The sequence below is a fragment of the Allomuricauda ruestringensis DSM 13258 genome (assembly GCF_000224085.1).
Classification (GTDB): Bacteria; Bacteroidota; Bacteroidia; order Flavobacteriales; family Flavobacteriaceae; genus Flagellimonas; species Flagellimonas ruestringensis.
Map to the genome: position 1 here is coordinate 3562739 of NC_015945.1, position 17669 is coordinate 3580407.

Annotated in this window: 14 protein-coding genes; 3 read left to right on the forward strand and 11 right to left on the reverse strand. The window is 41.9% G+C overall.

Features of this window, described 5'->3' with window-relative positions:
• Positions 1-73 precede the first annotated feature (73 nt).
• The 3 genes from leuD to leuB are packed head-to-tail and all read left to right on the forward strand — an operon-like array spanning position 74 to position 3320.
• Positions 74-670: a 3-isopropylmalate dehydratase small subunit gene (gene leuD / locus MURRU_RS16050; protein WP_014034541.1), complete on the forward strand. Its 597-nt coding sequence runs from the start codon at positions 74-76 to the stop codon at positions 668-670.
• A gap of 30 nt (positions 671-700) precedes the next feature.
• Positions 701-2218 (forward strand): alpha-isopropylmalate synthase regulatory domain-containing protein, encoded by a 1518-nt coding sequence (locus MURRU_RS16055; RefSeq protein ID WP_014034542.1) that lies wholly within the window; start codon positions 701-703, stop codon positions 2216-2218.
• Between the two features lie 43 nt (positions 2219-2261).
• Positions 2262-3320, forward strand: a complete 1059-nt coding sequence (gene leuB, locus MURRU_RS16060; protein ID WP_014034543.1) for a 3-isopropylmalate dehydrogenase — start codon at positions 2262-2264, stop codon at positions 3318-3320.
• Positions 3321-3713: 393 nt separating this feature from the next.
• Here the strand turns inward: leuB and MURRU_RS16065 are convergent, their stop codons facing one another.
• From MURRU_RS16065 to MURRU_RS16115, 11 genes are all read right to left on the reverse strand, one after another.
• Positions 3714-5306 carry an NADP-dependent glyceraldehyde-3-phosphate dehydrogenase gene (locus MURRU_RS16065; protein WP_014034544.1) on the reverse strand — a complete coding sequence of 531 codons (1593 nt, stop codon included), beginning with the start codon at positions 5304-5306 and terminating at the stop codon, positions 3714-3716.
• A gap of 161 nt (positions 5307-5467) precedes the next feature.
• On the reverse strand, positions 5468-6733 hold the full coding sequence (ilvA, locus tag MURRU_RS16070) for a threonine ammonia-lyase IlvA (protein WP_014034545.1): 1266 nt from the start codon (positions 6731-6733) through the stop codon (positions 5468-5470).
• A gap of 18 nt (positions 6734-6751) precedes the next feature.
• Entirely contained in the window at positions 6752-8227 is a 1476-nt protein-coding gene (gene ilvC / locus MURRU_RS16075; protein WP_014034546.1) for a ketol-acid reductoisomerase, read from the reverse strand.
• A gap of 24 nt (positions 8228-8251) precedes the next feature.
• On the reverse strand, positions 8252-8779 hold the full coding sequence (gene ilvN / locus MURRU_RS16080) for an acetolactate synthase small subunit (protein WP_014034547.1): 528 nt from the start codon (positions 8777-8779) through the stop codon (positions 8252-8254).
• A 78-nt stretch (positions 8780-8857) separates the two neighbouring features.
• Positions 8858-10591 carry a biosynthetic-type acetolactate synthase large subunit gene (gene ilvB, locus MURRU_RS16085; protein ID WP_014034548.1) on the reverse strand — a complete coding sequence of 578 codons (1734 nt, stop codon included), beginning with the start codon at positions 10589-10591 and terminating at the stop codon, positions 8858-8860.
• Positions 10592-10627: 36 nt separating this feature from the next.
• A complete protein-coding gene (ilvD, locus tag MURRU_RS16090) occupies positions 10628-12304 on the reverse strand; it encodes a dihydroxy-acid dehydratase (RefSeq protein ID WP_014034549.1) in 1677 nt (558 codons plus the stop codon).
• A 485-nt stretch (positions 12305-12789) separates the two neighbouring features.
• Positions 12790-13743: a hypothetical protein gene (locus MURRU_RS16095; RefSeq protein ID WP_148261529.1), complete on the reverse strand. Its 954-nt coding sequence runs from the start codon at positions 13741-13743 to the stop codon at positions 12790-12792.
• Positions 13744-13933: 190 nt separating this feature from the next.
• Complete coding sequence (locus tag MURRU_RS16100) at positions 13934-14773, reverse strand: 5-oxoprolinase subunit C family protein (protein WP_014034551.1); 840 nt, start codon at positions 14771-14773, stop codon at positions 13934-13936.
• Positions 14766-15500, reverse strand: coding sequence for a 5-oxoprolinase subunit PxpB (gene pxpB / locus MURRU_RS16105; RefSeq protein ID WP_014034552.1), 735 nt, complete (start codon positions 15498-15500; stop codon positions 14766-14768). Before pxpB ends, MURRU_RS16100 begins: the two co-directional genes overlap by 8 nt.
• Positions 15497-16240: a 5-oxoprolinase subunit PxpA gene (pxpA, locus tag MURRU_RS16110; protein ID WP_014034553.1), complete on the reverse strand. Its 744-nt coding sequence runs from the start codon at positions 16238-16240 to the stop codon at positions 15497-15499. Before pxpA ends, pxpB begins: the two co-directional genes overlap by 4 nt.
• A gap of 213 nt (positions 16241-16453) precedes the next feature.
• The gene (locus tag MURRU_RS16115; RefSeq protein ID WP_014034554.1) at positions 16454-17650 is read right to left on the reverse strand and encodes an Nramp family divalent metal transporter; all 1197 of its coding nucleotides are present in this window, start codon (positions 17648-17650) and stop codon (positions 16454-16456) included.
• Positions 17651-17669: the final 19 nt, after the last annotated feature.

Here is a 17669-nt window from a genome sequence, read left to right on the forward strand (position 1 = left end):
ACAATAGAGCGACAAAAAATTGATTATTGCTCATTGATAATTGTTAATTGAAAAACTGATAATTGAAAAAATAATGGCTTACGACAAATTCAACATACTAACAAGTTCAGCGGTACCATTGCCTATCGAAAATGTGGATACCGACCAAATAATCCCTGCACGATTCCTTAAAGCAACCGAACGTAAAGGATTTGGCGATAATTTGTTCCGTGATTGGAGATATAATTCAGACGGAACCCCAAAGGAGCAATTCGTTTTGAACAACCCCATCTATTCTGGAAAGATTTTGGTAGGAGGCAAAAATTTCGGCTCAGGTTCCTCTAGAGAACACGCGGCTTGGGCGGTATACGATTACGGTTTCCGTTGTGTGGTATCCAGCTTTTTTGCTGATATTTTTAGAGGCAACTGTTTGAACATCGGTGTACTTCCCGTTCAAGTGACTCCAGAGTTTTTGGACAAGATTTACAAGGCGATTGAAGCTGACCCAAAAACCGAGTTGGAAATCAACCTACCAGAACAAAAGATTACCATTTTGGCCACGGGTGAAAGCGAAAGTTTTGACATCAACGATTACAAAAAGGACAATATGCTCAATGGATTTGATGATATCGACTATTTGTTGAATATCCAAGATGATATTGAGAAGTATGCCGAAAACACACCTCTGTAACCTATTGCTCGGAACACTACGGCATAAAAAATGAAAGCACGCACCATAGAAATTATGGACACCACCCTGCGGGATGGTGAACAAACCTCTGGGGTTTCCTTTTCCGCATCGGAAAAGCTCACCTTGGCCAAATTATTATTGGAAGAGCTCCAAGTAGACCGTATCGAAGTGGCTTCCGCCCGTGTTTCGGAAGGAGAACTACAGGCCGTAAAAAATATAACGGATTGGGCCGCCACAGAAGGTTACCTTTCCAACGTGGAAGTGTTGACCTTTGTGGACAATGGAGTATCCCTCAAATGGATGCAAGAAGCAGGTGCCAAAGTGCAAAACCTGCTCACCAAGGGCTCATTGAATCATTTAACCCACCAACTTAAAAAGACTCCTCAACAGCATTTTACAGAAATAGAAAATGTAATTTCTGAAGGGCAAAAACTTGGAATAGAAACCAATGTTTATTTAGAAGACTGGAGTAACGGTATGCGAAATTCCAAGGATTATGTTTTTCAGTTTTTGGATTTTTTGACAAAGCAACCCATAAAGCGTGTCTTGCTTCCAGATACCCTAGGCGTGCTTACACATACCGAAACAGGAGCTTTTTTTAAAGAAATTGTTCAAAAGTATCCGAATACCCATTTCGATTTTCACGGACATAACGATTATGATTTGAGTGTCGCCAATGTTATGGAGGCAGTAAAAGCGGGCTGTCACGGATTGCACCTTACCGTAAATGGCATGGGAGAACGTGCAGGCAATGCACCACTTGCAAGTGCAGTTGCCGTAATCAACGATTTTTTACCAGAGATTAAGATTGGTGTAAAGGAATCATCACTTTACAAAGTAAGTAAATTGGTATCTGCCTTTACTGGTTTTAGCATTCCTGACAACAAACCTATTGTTGGAGATAACGTGTTTACTCAAACTGCTGGCATACATGCAGATGGAGATAGCAAGAAGAATCTTTACTTTAACGATTTACTTCCGGAGCGATTTGGCAGAAAACGTAAATATGCCTTAGGTAAAACATCAGGAAAAGCGAACATCCAAAAGAATCTTCAAGAGCTTGGTTTAACTTTGAATGATGACGAACTGAAAAAGGTCACGGAACGTATTATTGAGCTTGGAGACAAAAAAGAGCGCGTCACCAAAGATGATTTGCCATACATCATTTCCGATGTATTGGACAGCAATCTTCGCCAGCAAAAGGTATTTGTAAAATCTTACGTGCTGACCCATTCCAAAGGACTGAAGCCCTCCACTACCCTTTCCATAGAAATTGAAGGGAAAACTTATGAAGAAAGTTCACAAGGAGATGGCCAGTTTGATGCTTTCATCAACGCTTTGAAGAAGGTATACAAAAAAGAAGGCAGGGAATTGCCGAAATTGGTGGATTATGCCGTTCGTATCCCTCCAGGTAGTAATTCCGATGCCTTGTGCGAAACCATAATCACCTGGCAAACCAAGGAAAAGGATTTTACTACACGAGGTTTGGATTCGGATCAAACGGTATCCGCCATAAAAGCCACGGAAAAAATGCTAAACCTAGTATAACCACGCATTAATAATTGTTTATTGAAAACTGATAATTGAAGAAATGAAATTAAACATAGCGCTCTTGGCCGGAGATGGAATTGGCCCCGAAGTAATTGACCAAGCTGTAAAAGTATCGGATGCCGTTGCTGCAAAGTTCGGACATGAAATTAGCTGGACACCTGCCCTTACAGGAGCCGCAGCGATTGATGCCGTAGGCGAACCTTACCCGGACGAAACCCATGAAGCCTGTGTTGCTGCAGATGCCGTTCTTTTTGGCGCCATTGGTCACCCACGTTTTGATAATGACCCATCTGCCAAGGTACGGCCCGAGCAAGGCTTGTTGAAAATGCGTCAGAAACTGGGCTTGTTTGCCAATGTTCGTCCAACCTTCACTTTTCCCTCGTTGATTGATAAATCCCCATTGAAAAGAGAAAGAATTGAAGGTACCGACCTTGTATTCCTCCGTGAGTTAACGGGAGGAATCTATTTTGGAAAAAGAGGTCGTGAGGACAACGACAATACCGCTTTCGATACCTGCACCTATACACGCGCCGAGGTTGAGCGTCTGGCCAAAAAAGGCTTTGAAATGGCCATGCAACGCTCCAAAAAGTTATGCTGTGTGGATAAAGCCAATGTTCTGGAAACCTCTCGCCTGTGGAGAGAGACTGTTCAAAAAATGGCAAAAGACTATCCCGAAGTAGAAGTGTCCTATGAATTTGTGGATGCCGTAGCCATGCGATTGGTGCAATGGCCCAGTGCTTATGATGTGTTGATTACAGAAAACCTATTTGGAGACATCTTAACCGATGAAGCTTCCGTGATTTCCGGGTCTATGGGGTTAATGCCCTCCGCTTCTTTGGGTGAAAAGACTTCTTTGTTTGAGCCTATCCATGGCTCTTACCCACAAGCAGCCGGAAAAGACATAGCTAACCCGTTGGCCACTGTATTGTCTGCTGCCATGATGTTCGAAACTGCTTTTGGACTAAAAGATGAAGCCGAAGCGATTCGCGAAGTGGTGAATAAATCATTAGCTGAAGGCGTGGTTACCGAAGACTTGGCCGATGGTGGAAAAGCATACAAAACCAGTGAAGTTGGGAACTGGTTGGCTGAAAATATTTAAGCAACCCACATAAAAACCAATAGGAAAGCCCCGAAATTCGGGGCTTTTTACATTATTACAACAGCTATAGCATCAAATGCTTCTTTCCTATTTCTAAAATCACGGTGCGTCATTCTGAACTTGTTTCAGAATCTCATCATTTGAGAACCTGAAACAAGTTCAGGTTGACGTGGACTATATTTTTAAGAGTTCCATAAAAACAAGAATTAGTATTTTATTGACAAAGACCTCGTTCTCGATACTTTTTCCTTCAGAAAAAACTCGAACTGACAGCCTTTTCTCCTTGAAGTCAATCTTCATCTGAGATTTCTCGTCGTGCGTTCGCACTCCATCGAAATGACATCAAACCTATATATTGTTTATTGCCTACTGATCAATGCAAAAGCTTTGCTTTTACAAAATATAATCCGTGCTCAAGAAATTGCTCACTTTGGCTTCCATTAATTGCTCCACGGTCTGGGTGTTCAGATCATTATCCTTAAAAGCCACAAAAGTCCTTATGGAGAATGAGCGCAATGCATCGTGAACGCTCAATGTGGATTGCGCAGAGTCCTTTCTTCCCGTAAACGGATAAACATCTGGTCCTCTTTGGCAAGAACTGTTCAGGTTAACCCTGCAAACCAAGTTGGCCAAGGAATCAATTAGCGGAGACAAGGTGTACACATCTTTCCCGAACAAGCTCACTTGCTGCCCGTAGTTAGACTCCGCCATATCATCCAAAGGCTCTTCAATATCTTGGAATGAAAGTACTGGAATAATGGGCCCAAACTGCTCCTCTTGATACACTCGCATATCCTTGGTCACAGGGTACAGCACGGCTGGCCAAATGTAATTATCAAAATGTTTTCCTCCTTTTTTGTTGACGATCTTCGCCCCTTTTGTCAAGGCATCATCCAACAATTCTTGTATATAAGCTGGTTTGTCCGGTTCAGGGAGCGGGGTCAAGTTGACGCCATCATCCCAAGGGTTTCCGAATTTTAGTCCGTCCACTTTCTCAGCAAAGCGTTTCAAGAATTTATCTTTCACTTCATCGTGTACGTAAACCACTTTTAAGGCAGTGCAACGCTGTCCGTTAAATGATAATGTCCCGGAAATACATTCATTGATGGTCAAGTCCAATTCGGCATCAGGCAACACAATGGCTGGATTTTTGGCTTCCAATCCCAAAACTAGACGCAATCTATTGCTTTTTGGGTGTTGATCCTGCAAGGCATTGGCAGAAACACTATTCCCGATCAAAGCCAGCACATCTACCTTCCCTGTTTTCATTATAGGCGCCGCCACGGCCCTTCCTCGACCAAAAAGTATATTCACCACTCCTTTGGGAAAACTGCTCTGAAAAGCTTCCAAAAGTGGTGTAATCAATAAAACTCCATGCTTTGCAGGCTTAAAAATGGTAGTATTTCCCATAATGATGGCCGGAATCAATAAAGCAAAGGTCTCATTCAATGGGTAGTTGTATGGGCCAAGACACAAAACAACACCCAACGGACCTCTTCGGATATGGGCATATACGCTATCATGCTTCTGAAATTTGGCACTATCGCGGTCCAATTGCTTGTAATCTTCGATGGTGTCGTAAATATACTCAACGGTACGATCAAACTCCTTGTACGAATCTGGTTTGGATTTACCGATCTCCCACATCAAAAGTTTCACTACCTCCTCGCGCTTCTCTTCCATTTTTTTCACAAAGGACTCCATACACTCAATACGATCCTTCACTTTCATGGTAGGCCAAAGTCCTTGCCCCTTATCGTATGCTGCCAAAGCTGCATCCAACGCCTCCATCGCTTCGGGCTCTCCCATATCGGGCACACTGCCCAAGGTTGTCGGGGCATATTTTTCTGTAGAGGAAATCGTAGAAACTACAGGACTTGTATCCCCACTCCATTTACGGAGCTCTCCATGTACCAAGTAAGTTTTTTGATGGATTTCTTCAGTGATTTGATATTGTTCAGGTATTACGGTTTTAGTTGTAGCCATTACTAGTTGTTTTAAGCGATTAGTGTTGATTGAAATGGTCGCCCATCCTATACAAAACTAACATAAAAACGAATGACAGCTCTTTAAGTTTTTATGTAATTGGTTCCGAAAACGATGGAAAACCCAGTTTATAAAAATGATGCTTAAAAATGTTGGTGGCATCACACCAAATATTGAAACAAATCGGGTTTGTTGTTGAGATAATCTCCAAAGAAGTTGTTTTCCTTCATTCGTTGAATCAAGGGTTGTAAATCGTCAGGGGATTTAAGTTCCACGCCAACAATGGCCGGTGCGTTCTCCCTACTTGATTTCTTCGAGTATTCAAAATGTGTGATATCGTCAGTAGGCCCAAGGATATCCACCACAAATTCCTTTAATGCGCCGGGACGCTGGGGAAACCTCACGATAAAATAATGCTTCAACTGGGCATAGAGCAAGGCCCTTTCCTTGATTTCGGCAGTACGGGTAATGTCGTTATTACTTCCACTGACCACACATACCACATTTTTGCCCTTTATTTCTTCCTTAAAATAGTCCAAGGCAGCAATAGTCAAAGCGCCTGCGGGTTCCACCACAATCGCATCCCTATTGTATAAATCCAAGATGGTTTGGCAGACCTTCCCTTCGGGAACGGTAATCATTTTAAACAAGTACTCCCTGCAAATGGGATAAGTTAATCCTCCTACTTTTTGAACAGCAGCTCCATCAATAAACTTATCAATGTTTTCCAACTCCACCAGTTCACCCCGCTCAATGGATTTCAACATAGACGGAGCGCCTTCGGGCTCCACACCAATGATTTTGGTGTTGGGCGACAGCGCTTGAAACGTACCGCAAAGTCCTGATGCCAATCCTCCTCCGCCAACAGCAACAAAAACATAGTCGATTGGTTCGCTGGATTGTTGTAAAATCTCCAACCCAACGGTGGCTTGGCCTTCTATGGTTTTTTCATCATCAAATGGATGCACAAAGGTTTTGCCTTCTTGCTCACAGAACAATTGGGCCGCTTTTTTGGAATCGTCAAAGGTGTCTCCCTCCAAAACTACATCAACCCAATCGCCACCAAACATTTTGGTCTGGTCTATTTTCTGCTTTGGAGTCACCACGGGCATGTAAATGGTTCCATTTACCTGTAAATGACTACAAGCAAAGGCAACACCTTGGGCATGATTTCCAGCGCTGGCACAAACCACGCCACTATCCAATTGCTTTTGGCTGAGTGAACTTATTTTGTTGTACGCACCACGGATTTTGTAACTACGTACTCTATGAAGATCTTCTCTTTTTAGAAGAATATTGGCCCCATGAGTTTTGGAATAGCGGATACTTTGCTGCAACGGTGTTACCTCCGCCACTTGGGCAATGGTTTTTGCTGCTTGATAAATATCCGCTATTTGCGGAAAATAAGTTTCCACAGTTTCACTCATAGGGCCAATGGTTTTGTATTATCCGATTGGCTTCATTGCCGTCATGGATGCACGTAATCTGGCACCAACAACTTCTACATCGTGCTCACGGATAGCTTTGTTTACGGCAATCAACCTTACGTTGTCCACTCCGGTATCTTTACCTTTACCAAAGTGCTTGCCAATAATATCGGTATCCACTTTCTTCATAAAATCGGTCAAAAGTGGTTTACACGCATGGTCGAACAAGTAACATCCGTACTCTGCAGTATCTGAAATGACGCGGTTCATCTCAAACAATTTCTTTCTCGCGATGGTATTTGCGATCAATGGAGTCTCATGCAATGATTCGTAGTAAGCCGAATCCCCAATAATTCCGGACTCGGTCATGGTTTCATAGGCCAATTCCACTCCTGATTTAACAAAAGCGACCATCAATACACCATTATCGTAGTATTCTTGCTCCGAGATTTCCATATCTCCTGCGGGCGTTTTTTCAAAAGCGGTTTCTCCTGTAGCAGCTCTCCAGTCCAATAGGTTTTTATCCCCATTGTCCCAATCCTCCATCATGGTTTTGGAGAAATGTCCGCTCATAATGTCGTCCATGTGTTTTTGGAACAAAGGACGCATGATTACTTTCAACTCTTCGGCCAAATCAAATGCCTTGATTTTGGCTGGGTTGGACAAACGGTCCATCATATTGGTAATACCTCCCTGCTTTAACCCTTCAGTGATGGTTTCCCATCCGTATTGAATCAATTTGGAAGCGTAAGCGGCATCAACACCTTTTTCAATCATTTTATTGAAAGAAAGAATGGAACCTGTCTGCAACAATCCACAAAGAATGGTCTGCTCTCCCATCAAATCTGACTTTACTTCCGCCACAAATGATGATTCCAGAACGCCTGCTTTATCACCACCTGTTCCCGCAGCATAAGCCTTGGCTTGCTCCAATCCTTTTCCTTCCGGGTCGTTCTCCGGGTGTACGGCAATCAAAGTAGGCACACCGAAACCTCTTTTGTACTCTTCGCGTACCTCGGAACCTGGGCTTTTGGGCGCCACCATGATCACGGTAAGGTCCTCTCGCACCTGCATCCCCTCTTCCACAATGTTGAAACCGTGGGAGTAAGACAAGGTTGCCCCTTTTTTCATCAAAGGCATTACGGTACTTACCACATTGGTGTGCTGCTTGTCCGGTGTAAGGTTAATGACCAAATCGGCCGTTGGAATCAATTCTTCGTAGGTTCCAACAACAAAGTTATTCTCCTTGGCGTTTTTAAAGGATTGTCTCTCCTCTTTTATAGCCGCTGGACGAAGTGCATAAGAGATATCCAATCCAGAGTCACGCATGTTCAACCCTTGGTTCAATCCTTGGGCACCACACCCAACTATTACTATTTTCTTTCCTTTTAGTGCGGTAACACCATCAGCAAACTCGCTGGAATCCATAAATCTACATTTTCCCAATTGGGTCAGTTGTTCGCGAAGTGATAGTGTGTTAAAGTAATTTGCCATTTTTAATATTTGATTTTACGCTATTTAGTTTTCTTGAAATTCCTGTAATATTTCGCTTATCGGCATTGCTGCCTTGGTTACCGTAATTCTCCCAGAACGCACAAACTGCATAATACCATAAGGTAAAAGTGCGTCGTGCATTTCGTCTATTTCATGTCTACGCCCTGTTTTTGCCAGGGCAAAGAACTCACGGTTAACGGTAACGATCTGTGCATTGCTTTCTTTGATGATGTTTTGAATCTGACGTTCATCAAACAACAAGTGCGAAGCAATTTTAAACAAAGCCGATTCCTGATAGATGGTTTCATCATCAGTGTGATAGTATGCTTTGATGACCTCTATTTGTTTTTCTATCTGACCAACAATCTTGCGCGTCCAGTCTTCGGTGGTAAAAACTACAATCGTGAATTTAGAAACACCTTCTATCTCTGATTTTGAAACATTTAAACTCTCTATATTAATGTGTCGCTTCAAGAATATCCCAGATATTCTGTTGAGCAGTCCTACATGATTTTCGGAATACACCGATATGGTATACCATTGTTTTTCCATAGTGTTTTATATGCTTGTACCTTGATAAAGATGAAGGAGAAAACAACCTTGCATTTCATTAAGGTTTCGATCTATATTTTATTTTAATCTGATGTCTGAAACGGAAGCACCTGATGGAATCATTGGGAAAACGTTGTCCTCTTTCTCCACTTTCACTTCCAAAAAGTAGGGGTCGTTGGATGCCATCATTTCCTGTACTGCCTCTTGAAGGTCTTTACGTTCTGACACTCTTCTTGATTTAATATGATAACCCTCAGCGATTTTTACAAAATCTGGATTTGTCATTACGGTGGATGCATATCGCCTATCAAAGAACAGTTCTTGCCATTGGCGCACCATGCCCAAGTGGTCATTGTTCAACACCACAATCTTGACGGGTACATTGTGCTGGAAAATAACGCCCAACTCCTGAATGGTCATTTGATAACCGCCATCTCCTATGATTGCCACCACCTCGCGGTCCATAGCGCCCATTTTGGCTCCAATAGCGGCTGGAAGCCCAAACCCCATGGTTCCCAAACCTCCAGAGGTTATATTACTCTTGGATTGTTTGAACTTAGCATAACGGCAAGCTATCATTTGGTGTTGACCCACATCCGAAACAATTACTGCTTCATGACCAGAAGCCATATTGATTTGCTCGATTACCTCGCCCATAGTCAATCCTTCCTTGGTAGGATGAATATCATTATTGATCAAGGTATCGTATTCGATTTGATACATCTTATCGAACTCGGCCTTCCATTCTTTGTGCTCATTTTTATTTACCAAAGGTAAAATCCCACTCAAAGTTTCCTTGGCATTGCCCAAAACAGCAACATCCACTTTTACATTTTTGTTGACTTCCGCAGGATCTATCTCAAAATGAATGACCTTGGCCTGCTTGGCATAGGTGTCCAAGTTTCCGGTTACACGATCATCAAAACGCATCCCGATAGCGATAAGCACATCGCACTCGTTGGTCAACATGTTTGGACCATAGTTCCCGTGCATGCCCACCATACCAACGTTCAAAGGATGGTCGGTATCCATCGCGGATAGTCCTAAAATGGTCCAAGCGGCAGGAATTCCCGTTTTTTCAACAAAGGCTTTAAGCTCAGCTTCAGCTTCACCCAAAATTACTCCTTGACCAAATACAATAAAAGGTTTTTTAGCATTGTTGATGAGTTCCGCTGCCTTTTCAAGGCTACTAGGTTCTGGTGTTGGAACGGGCTTATAACTACGAACCGCCGTACATTTTTCATACACAAAATCAAGCTCATCAAACTGTGCGTTTTTCGTAATGTCCACCAACACAGGCCCCGGTCTTCCTGATCTAGCAATATAAAATGCCTTCGCCATAATCTCTGGAATCTCTTCCACCTTGGTAATCTGATAATTCCATTTGGTCACTGGCGTAGAAATACCTACGATATCCGTTTCTTGGAACGCATCCGACCCCAAAAGACTTCTGGTTACCTGGCCCGTGATACACACCATAGGTGTAGAATCTATCTGTGCATCTGCAATTCCAGTCACCAAATTGGTCGCACCTGGCCCTGAAGTTGCCATGGCAACCCCTACCCTACCTGTAACCCTGGCGTAGCCTTGGGCAGCGTGTGTAGCGCCTTGCTCGTGACGCGTCAGAATATGGGTTAATTTATCTTGAAACTTGTATAGTTCATCGTAGACGGGCATAATGGCACCTCCGGGGTAACCATAAATCAAATCAACCCCTTCTGCAAGCAAACAATGGATAATGGCTTCTGCACCAGAAATCCTAATTGCTTTTTGCTTTTTACTATCTTTTTTTTGTGCTTTTAATGTCTCCATAAGCCTATATTTAGGGAGATACCCCTACAATTATTGTTAGAACAAGTCGGTAACACAGCCTTTTGATGCAGATGATACCGTTTTGGCATATTTATATAAGCTTCCTGATTTTATTTTGAGTTCAGGTTGCTTCCATTCTTTCATTCTTTCTTCAAACTCTTCGTCCGATATATTGATGTTGATGGTATTATTTACGGCATCAATGGTGATTTCATCTCCATCTTTCACCAAGGCAATCCCGCCACCTACCTGGGCTTCTGGAGAGACGTGACCGACCACGAACCCGTGGGAACCACCGGAAAATCTTCCATCGGTTATCAGTGCAACATCTTTTCCGAGTCCAGCACCCATAATGGCAGATGTAGGCTTTAACATTTCGGGCATTCCCGGAGCTCCTTTTGGACCTTCGTAACGAATGACCACCACATCGCCTTTTTGCACTTTTCCGGTATGGATTCCATGATTCACCGCAGTTTCGCTATCAAAAACACGAGCTGTTCCGGTAAATTCAAGTCCTTCTTTACCTGTGATTTTGGCTACGGCACCTTCAGAAGCGAGGTTTCCATATAATATACGAATATGGCCGGTTTCTTTAATGGGTTGTTCCTTCTTTCTGATGATATCCTGACCTTCGGCCAAATCAGGGGCATCCAATAGGTTTTCTGCCAATGTTTTTCCTGTGACCGTCATACAATCGCCATGAAGCATCCCTTCCTTCAGCATATATTTTAATACCGCTGGAACGCCACCTACTTTATGGAGGTCTTCCATCAAGTATTTTCCACTTGGCTTTAAATCGGCCAATAAGGGCGTGGATTCACTGATTCTTGTGATATCCTCCAAGGTAAAATCAACCTCAGCAGCGTGTGCAATGGCCATAAAGTGAAGCACGGCATTGGTAGAGCCACCAAGTACGGTGACTAACCTAAATGCGTTTTCCAATGATTTTTTAGTGACAATATCCCTTGGTTTGATGTCTTCCTTCAACAAATGCAACAAAGCGGCACCTGATGCTTCACAGTCCGCCTGTTTTTTATCGTTTACTGCCGGAATGGATGAGTTGAACGGTATGGACATTCCCATGGCCTCAATGGCAGAAGCCATGGTGTTGGCGGTGTACATCCCTCCACAAGCTCCAGCTCCCGGGCATGCTTTATGGATGACTTCCTTGTATTCCGTTTCATCTATAGCGCCAGCGACTTTTTGTCCGTAAGCCTCAAAAGCTGAGATGATATCCAATTTTTTATTGTTGTGACACCCCGGAGCAATGGTTCCGCCATATACCAAGATGGATGGGCGGTTGAGTCGCAATTGCGCCATTAGGGCACCAGGCATGTTTTTATCGCATCCAACCACGGTGACCAATCCGTCGTAGCTCATGGCATGGATTACGGTTTCAATGGAATCGGCTATTATGTCCCTAGATGGCAAGGAGTATCGCATTCCTGGGGTTCCGTTGGATATTCCATCACTCACCCCTATAGTGTTAAAGATAAGTCCGACCAAATTGGAGGACTCCACTCCCTTTTTTACATCGAGGGCCAGATCATTCAAGTGCATATTACAGGGGTTACCCTCGTAGCCTGTACTTGCAATCCCTATTAAAGGTTTTTGTAAATCTTCATCTGTTAATCCAATCGCGTGCAACATTGCTTGTGCAGCTGGCAGCGTTGGGTCTTGTGTAACTTTTTTACTAAACTTGTTCAATTCCATTATCAAATTTCATTCAAATACAGTATTCTTCTGAATTTATACCGCAATTCAAAGATAAATGTTTAAAAAGCCCTAGATTTTTAACAGTTACTTGCTGTTTAAATCCACTGGAAACATAATAAACATAAATATCTGTATTTCAGTTTTTTATATTGATTAAAATTCCAATATTCAATTAATTTTATTGCAATAAAAAAGGCCTGTATCGTATGGGATACAGGCCTTTTTTAGTCAATAGCAAGTCTGTATCATTCCTTTTCTGGAATAATGATGACTTCGATAATGACTAGATTATTTCTTTTCATACATCAATGGTACGAAAAAATGGGTTGGATTCTATAATCTCAACAGAAAAATTTTGGTTTGATTTTATATCAGCTTAAAACTTAGCTTATCCCAAAGACCGTAAATCCTTAGACCAAGTCCGGTTCACTTGCTTAAGATTCACACTAAATATTTTTTAAAAATTTAGATAATTTCCTACTCTATTCTGGCTTTTCGGAATCCGCCATGAAATCAGTTTTTTTCTTTAATATCCAGTTATAAAATTCTTTCTCATCTAAAATGGACCAAGAATGTGGGTGTCTAGTTCCATCAGCTTTGAAACCTTTTCCCAATGCATTGACTAGACGCACATTTTTGTTTATTTCAGATAAAGCGTGTACCATGCTTTTGATTTGTTGGGAGTTAGTGGAGTTTAATTCTAATCCCATGTTTTCCATATACCAAGACTCATCTGGGTCTACGTAAAAACTTATTTTATAATCTCGTAGATACTCTAGTTGATTATTTTCCTTAGCATCAATCAAATAAGGAGAATAATTTTTAAAGTCATTCAATGTTAATTCATGTTTACCTAGCTCGTATTCTAAATAATCAATAATGAAAACTGCTTCTTCAAAAGTTTGAGGATTATGATTTGCACGTTTAGCAATAAGCTGATTCCTATACAAAACAAATAAGTCTACCGGTGAATCTATCACGAATAGATGAGTAGGTATAGGTTCAATGTTATTTTTTTTCGCAAAAATACCATAGTTTAAAGCTATGTTTCCACCTACAGATAGTCCACCCATAGTAATATTATGAGGAATTGAGTTATTCTCCAAAACCCTGGAAATTAAGCCAGAAAGTTCTTTAAATTTAGATTCATTAAGAGAGAAACTTTGGTTGAATCCAATAATCAAAATTGCAAAACCAGTTTCATCGCCAAACTCATCCAACTCGGTTTCAATTAAAGTAGATTGATTGGAATTACCGAAGGAGGGGAATAGAACGACTAATCCCTTAACGGAATTTTTTGGCATGCACAACAAGTATTCAAACTTAGAATCAGTTTTTATACTATCTGTTTTCATATCTGGTATGCTCTCCATGCATCCAAATAGGGAGAATGTTGCTAAAAGAAAGAGATACATTGAAAAGTCCTTTCTTCTCACTTTAACTAGCTTTGTCAGTGGCTTATTTATGATTAGTGTTTTTTATATATCCCGAGACAAGATAGAAAACACAAAAAAAATCTAGGGCACAATCTGACGGATGCTCTGTTTGAGTTGATGAATACCACAAACAAATTGACGGATGCAATAAAGAAAAACTAAAAAGATATAAAACAAGCCCGTAATCGAGTTAGAAAAGCTTAAAACTAAGCTCATCCCCATACTTTTTCTGGGCCAAAATGGAGATGGATTCTTCCGAAAGTTGCAAGATTCGAGGATAGCCTCCTGTGGTCTGTCCGTCCTTCATTAAAATGATCATGCGACCTGCCGGGGTAAGCTGAATGGTGCCCGGTAAAGTCCCAGAGGTCAACATGGAATGTGAATGTCCCGCTATCAATTCCGAAAGCTGGTATGCCATTCGGTTATTCTCCTTGGATATGGTAAATGGTTTGGCAAAAATCTCGGTGAGTTGGGCATCGGATAACAATGAAAACTCTGGGCCTTTGTAGACCTTTAGTTTATTTATTTCGAAATGTTCCTCAATCTTTACTTCCGATATTTTGGGCTCATAGTCCACGGTTTCCCGGTATGGTATCTCTTGGCCATCTTTTACCCTGGCCGTTTTGGTAACGGGGAAAAACTGTGAACGGCTATTGAGCAGTTTTTCTGATTGAAGACCGCCTTTTACGGCCAAATACCCCCTGAATCCTTTCTCCAGCCTGCCATAAGATAAAATATCGCCCTTTTTCACCTTGATCACCGTGTAATTATCAATAGGTTCATTGTTCAGGGTGGCAACAATATGTGCTCCGGACAAACTTATATACGTATCGGTATCAAACTGTAGCGTGGGGCCCGTCATGGTAATTTCCAAAACGGCATCATTCTCATCATTCTCCAGTAAAAGATTGGCCTTTTTTACAGATTCCACATCCATCGCTCCAGAAATTGGAACACCAATATCCCTGTACCCATACCTACCAAGGTCTTGGATAGTTAAATAAAGGCCTGGTTTCAATACTTTAAGCATCCAAAACAACTTTTTCGGGTTCGTAAATGCCTACTTCGCCTTCAATTTTATGAAGTTCATACTCTGCTTTGGATATGCTCTCGAACTGTATCTTATCCCCTACTTTTACAAAACACGGTTCCTTTTTACTTGGGTCGAACAAGTTTACGGGACAATTCCCTATAATGTTCCAGCCCCCTGGTGAATCTTGCGGATAAATACCAGTTTGCTTGCTAGCCAATCCCACTGAACCCTTTTGGACCTTTAATCTAGGTTCTGCTCTACGCGGAATCTCCAAAGATGTTGGAAGTCCGCCCAAGTACATAAAACCTGGTAAAAAACCGATTCCATACACCACATATTGGTGCGAGGTATGTTGCTTTATAAGTTCTTCTATTGAAAGATTGAGAGTTTTGGCCGTTTCTTCCATATCCACTCCAAACTCAAGGTCGTAGCACACAGGAAGGGTCCATAAATGCTGCACCCGTTCTGTTTTTGATTTGGCTTGTTCTTCATGACATTCCAAAATCATGTTTTTGGTCTCCTCAAAATCTATATGGTCTTGGTTATAGACCATGGTCAAAGAATTATAGGCAACGGACATTTCCCAGCCAGAAATTTTCAGCTCTTTAAAAGCGTCCATAAAATCGAGGATATCTGCCAAAATGGATTCACTTACCTCTCCGGGCCATTCCACTAAAACAGCTCGTTCTCCGAAGGGCTTGATGCTAATGGGGTAACTTTTCATTTTTGTATCTGCACCTGGTTCTTGGCTAATTCTTTTGAAAGATACATTAATATTTTTAAGGCAGAAACCGTATCGCCATGAATACAAAGGGTGTTGGCTTTGATTTCCATGGATTCACCATCAACCGACAAAACTTTACTTTTTTTAATAATGGGTAAAATATGTTGCAACACCGCTTCGGGCTCTTCAATTAGTGCATTTTCTTGTTTTCTGGAGACGAGCGACATATTGGAATTGTAGTTTCTGTCCGCAAACGCTTCAAACCAAACCTTAAAACCCTTTTCCATTGCCATTTTTGCTATTACCGAACCGAAAGGGACATAAAGGATGGCCTTATCCTTATAATCAATAATGGCCTCCAAATACACCTTTGCCAAATTCTTATCGTTTGCTGTTTGATTGTATAATGCGCCATGTGCCTTAATATGGTGCAATGTGATTTGTTTCTGTTCCAACACCTCATCAAAGTCTGCCAATTGCTTTCTAATACTTTGTATTAGGTCTTGGTTTGAAATATCCATCACTTCCCTGCCAAAATTGGCTTTGTCCGGATATGATGGGTGCGAACCCACTTTAAGATGATGTTCTTTGGCCTGTGAAGCAACCTTCAACATGGTTTCTTGATTCCCTGCGTGACCTCCGCAAGCAATGTTGCAGGAACTTATGTAAGGAAATATATCGGCTTCGTTCCCAACTCCTTCGCCTACATCACAATTAATATCTATTTTCCATTTTTTCATTGGGTTATTTTGTTAATGCGTTAAAAGTCTGAAACCTGATGTCCAAAGCGGGTGTTCTGTTTTGGAATTTGATGCTTGCCACTCGGTGTCCGAAGTATCACGTTGAACGCCCTCCCACCTGTAGATACGAATTTCACGAACCATCACGAATACTTTTGCACTTGAACTTGACACTTGAGTTTTTTGACTGCACACTGCACACTGCTTACTGAATTAAAAAAGCCCTATTACTTTAAATATACTTTTTGCTCCAAGGAATATAGCAAATATCACAATGGTAATTCCCAGTACATTTTGCAGCAGTGAGTTCTTGTTTTCTCCCATTACGGATTTCTTGTTCACCACCCACAACAGCAACAATGCCATCACGGGAAGCAATATTCCGTTGGCGACCTGGGCAAATTGAATCACTTCGATTGGTTTTATATCAAAAGAAAGGAAAACCACACCACATAAAAGCACAATGCCCCACACTATTTTGAATTTTCTGTTCTGCATCCCGCCTTGCCAACCAAAACAACTACTTGCCACATAGGCCGCAGCCAAAGGCGCTGTAATGGCAGAGGTAATGCCCGCTGCCAATAGCCCTGTTGCCATAAAGTAAACCGCCATTTTTCCGAATAGGGGTTCCAAGGACTTGGCCATGTCCAATGCATGGTTGATATCCGAAATTGGCGCTGCAGAAGCTGTAATAAGAATGGCCATGGATACCAATCCTCCCAAGCCTATGGAAATGATGGTGTCCCAATTCACAGTCTTTAAATCGTTTATGGAATTCCATTTTTCCTTTACCAACGATGCATGCAAAAAGAGATTGTAAGGAACCACTGTAGTGCCCACCAAAGCTATAACCGTTAGCAAACCTCCTTCGGGCAATTGTGGCACAAACATTCCTTTTAATATTCCTGCAATTGATGGTTGGGTGATGATGGCAGAAATCACAAAACTCAATCCCATAATACCGACCAACCCAACAAATATCTTTTCCAAAATCTTATAACTGCTAAACCAGAGCAACAGAAATATAACAGTACCGATGATCGCTGGCAAAAAGGGTTTTATTTGTTGTTGTGGCAAAAGCTGTTCAAGTCCAAGAGTGGCACCGCCAATATTACCTGCTTCGTAAGCTGCATTTCCCACTAAAATAGCTCCCAAAACTATCGCGATTACAACGTTTCGGATCCATGGTGTTTTAAGTTCGGTTCTAACTACATCCACGAGACCGTTTTGGGTCACCAAGCCGATTCTACCGGCCATGCCCTGCAATACAATGGTTGCGATAATGGACACCAATAATGCCCAAATTAAAGCGTAGCCAAAGTGAGCTCCGGCCAAGGTGCACATAGTTATGGTTCCCGGGCCCACAAATGCGGCTGCGACTAGCACACCCGGCCCTATTTTTTTAAACATCGGTTCTTTGGTTTAGGAG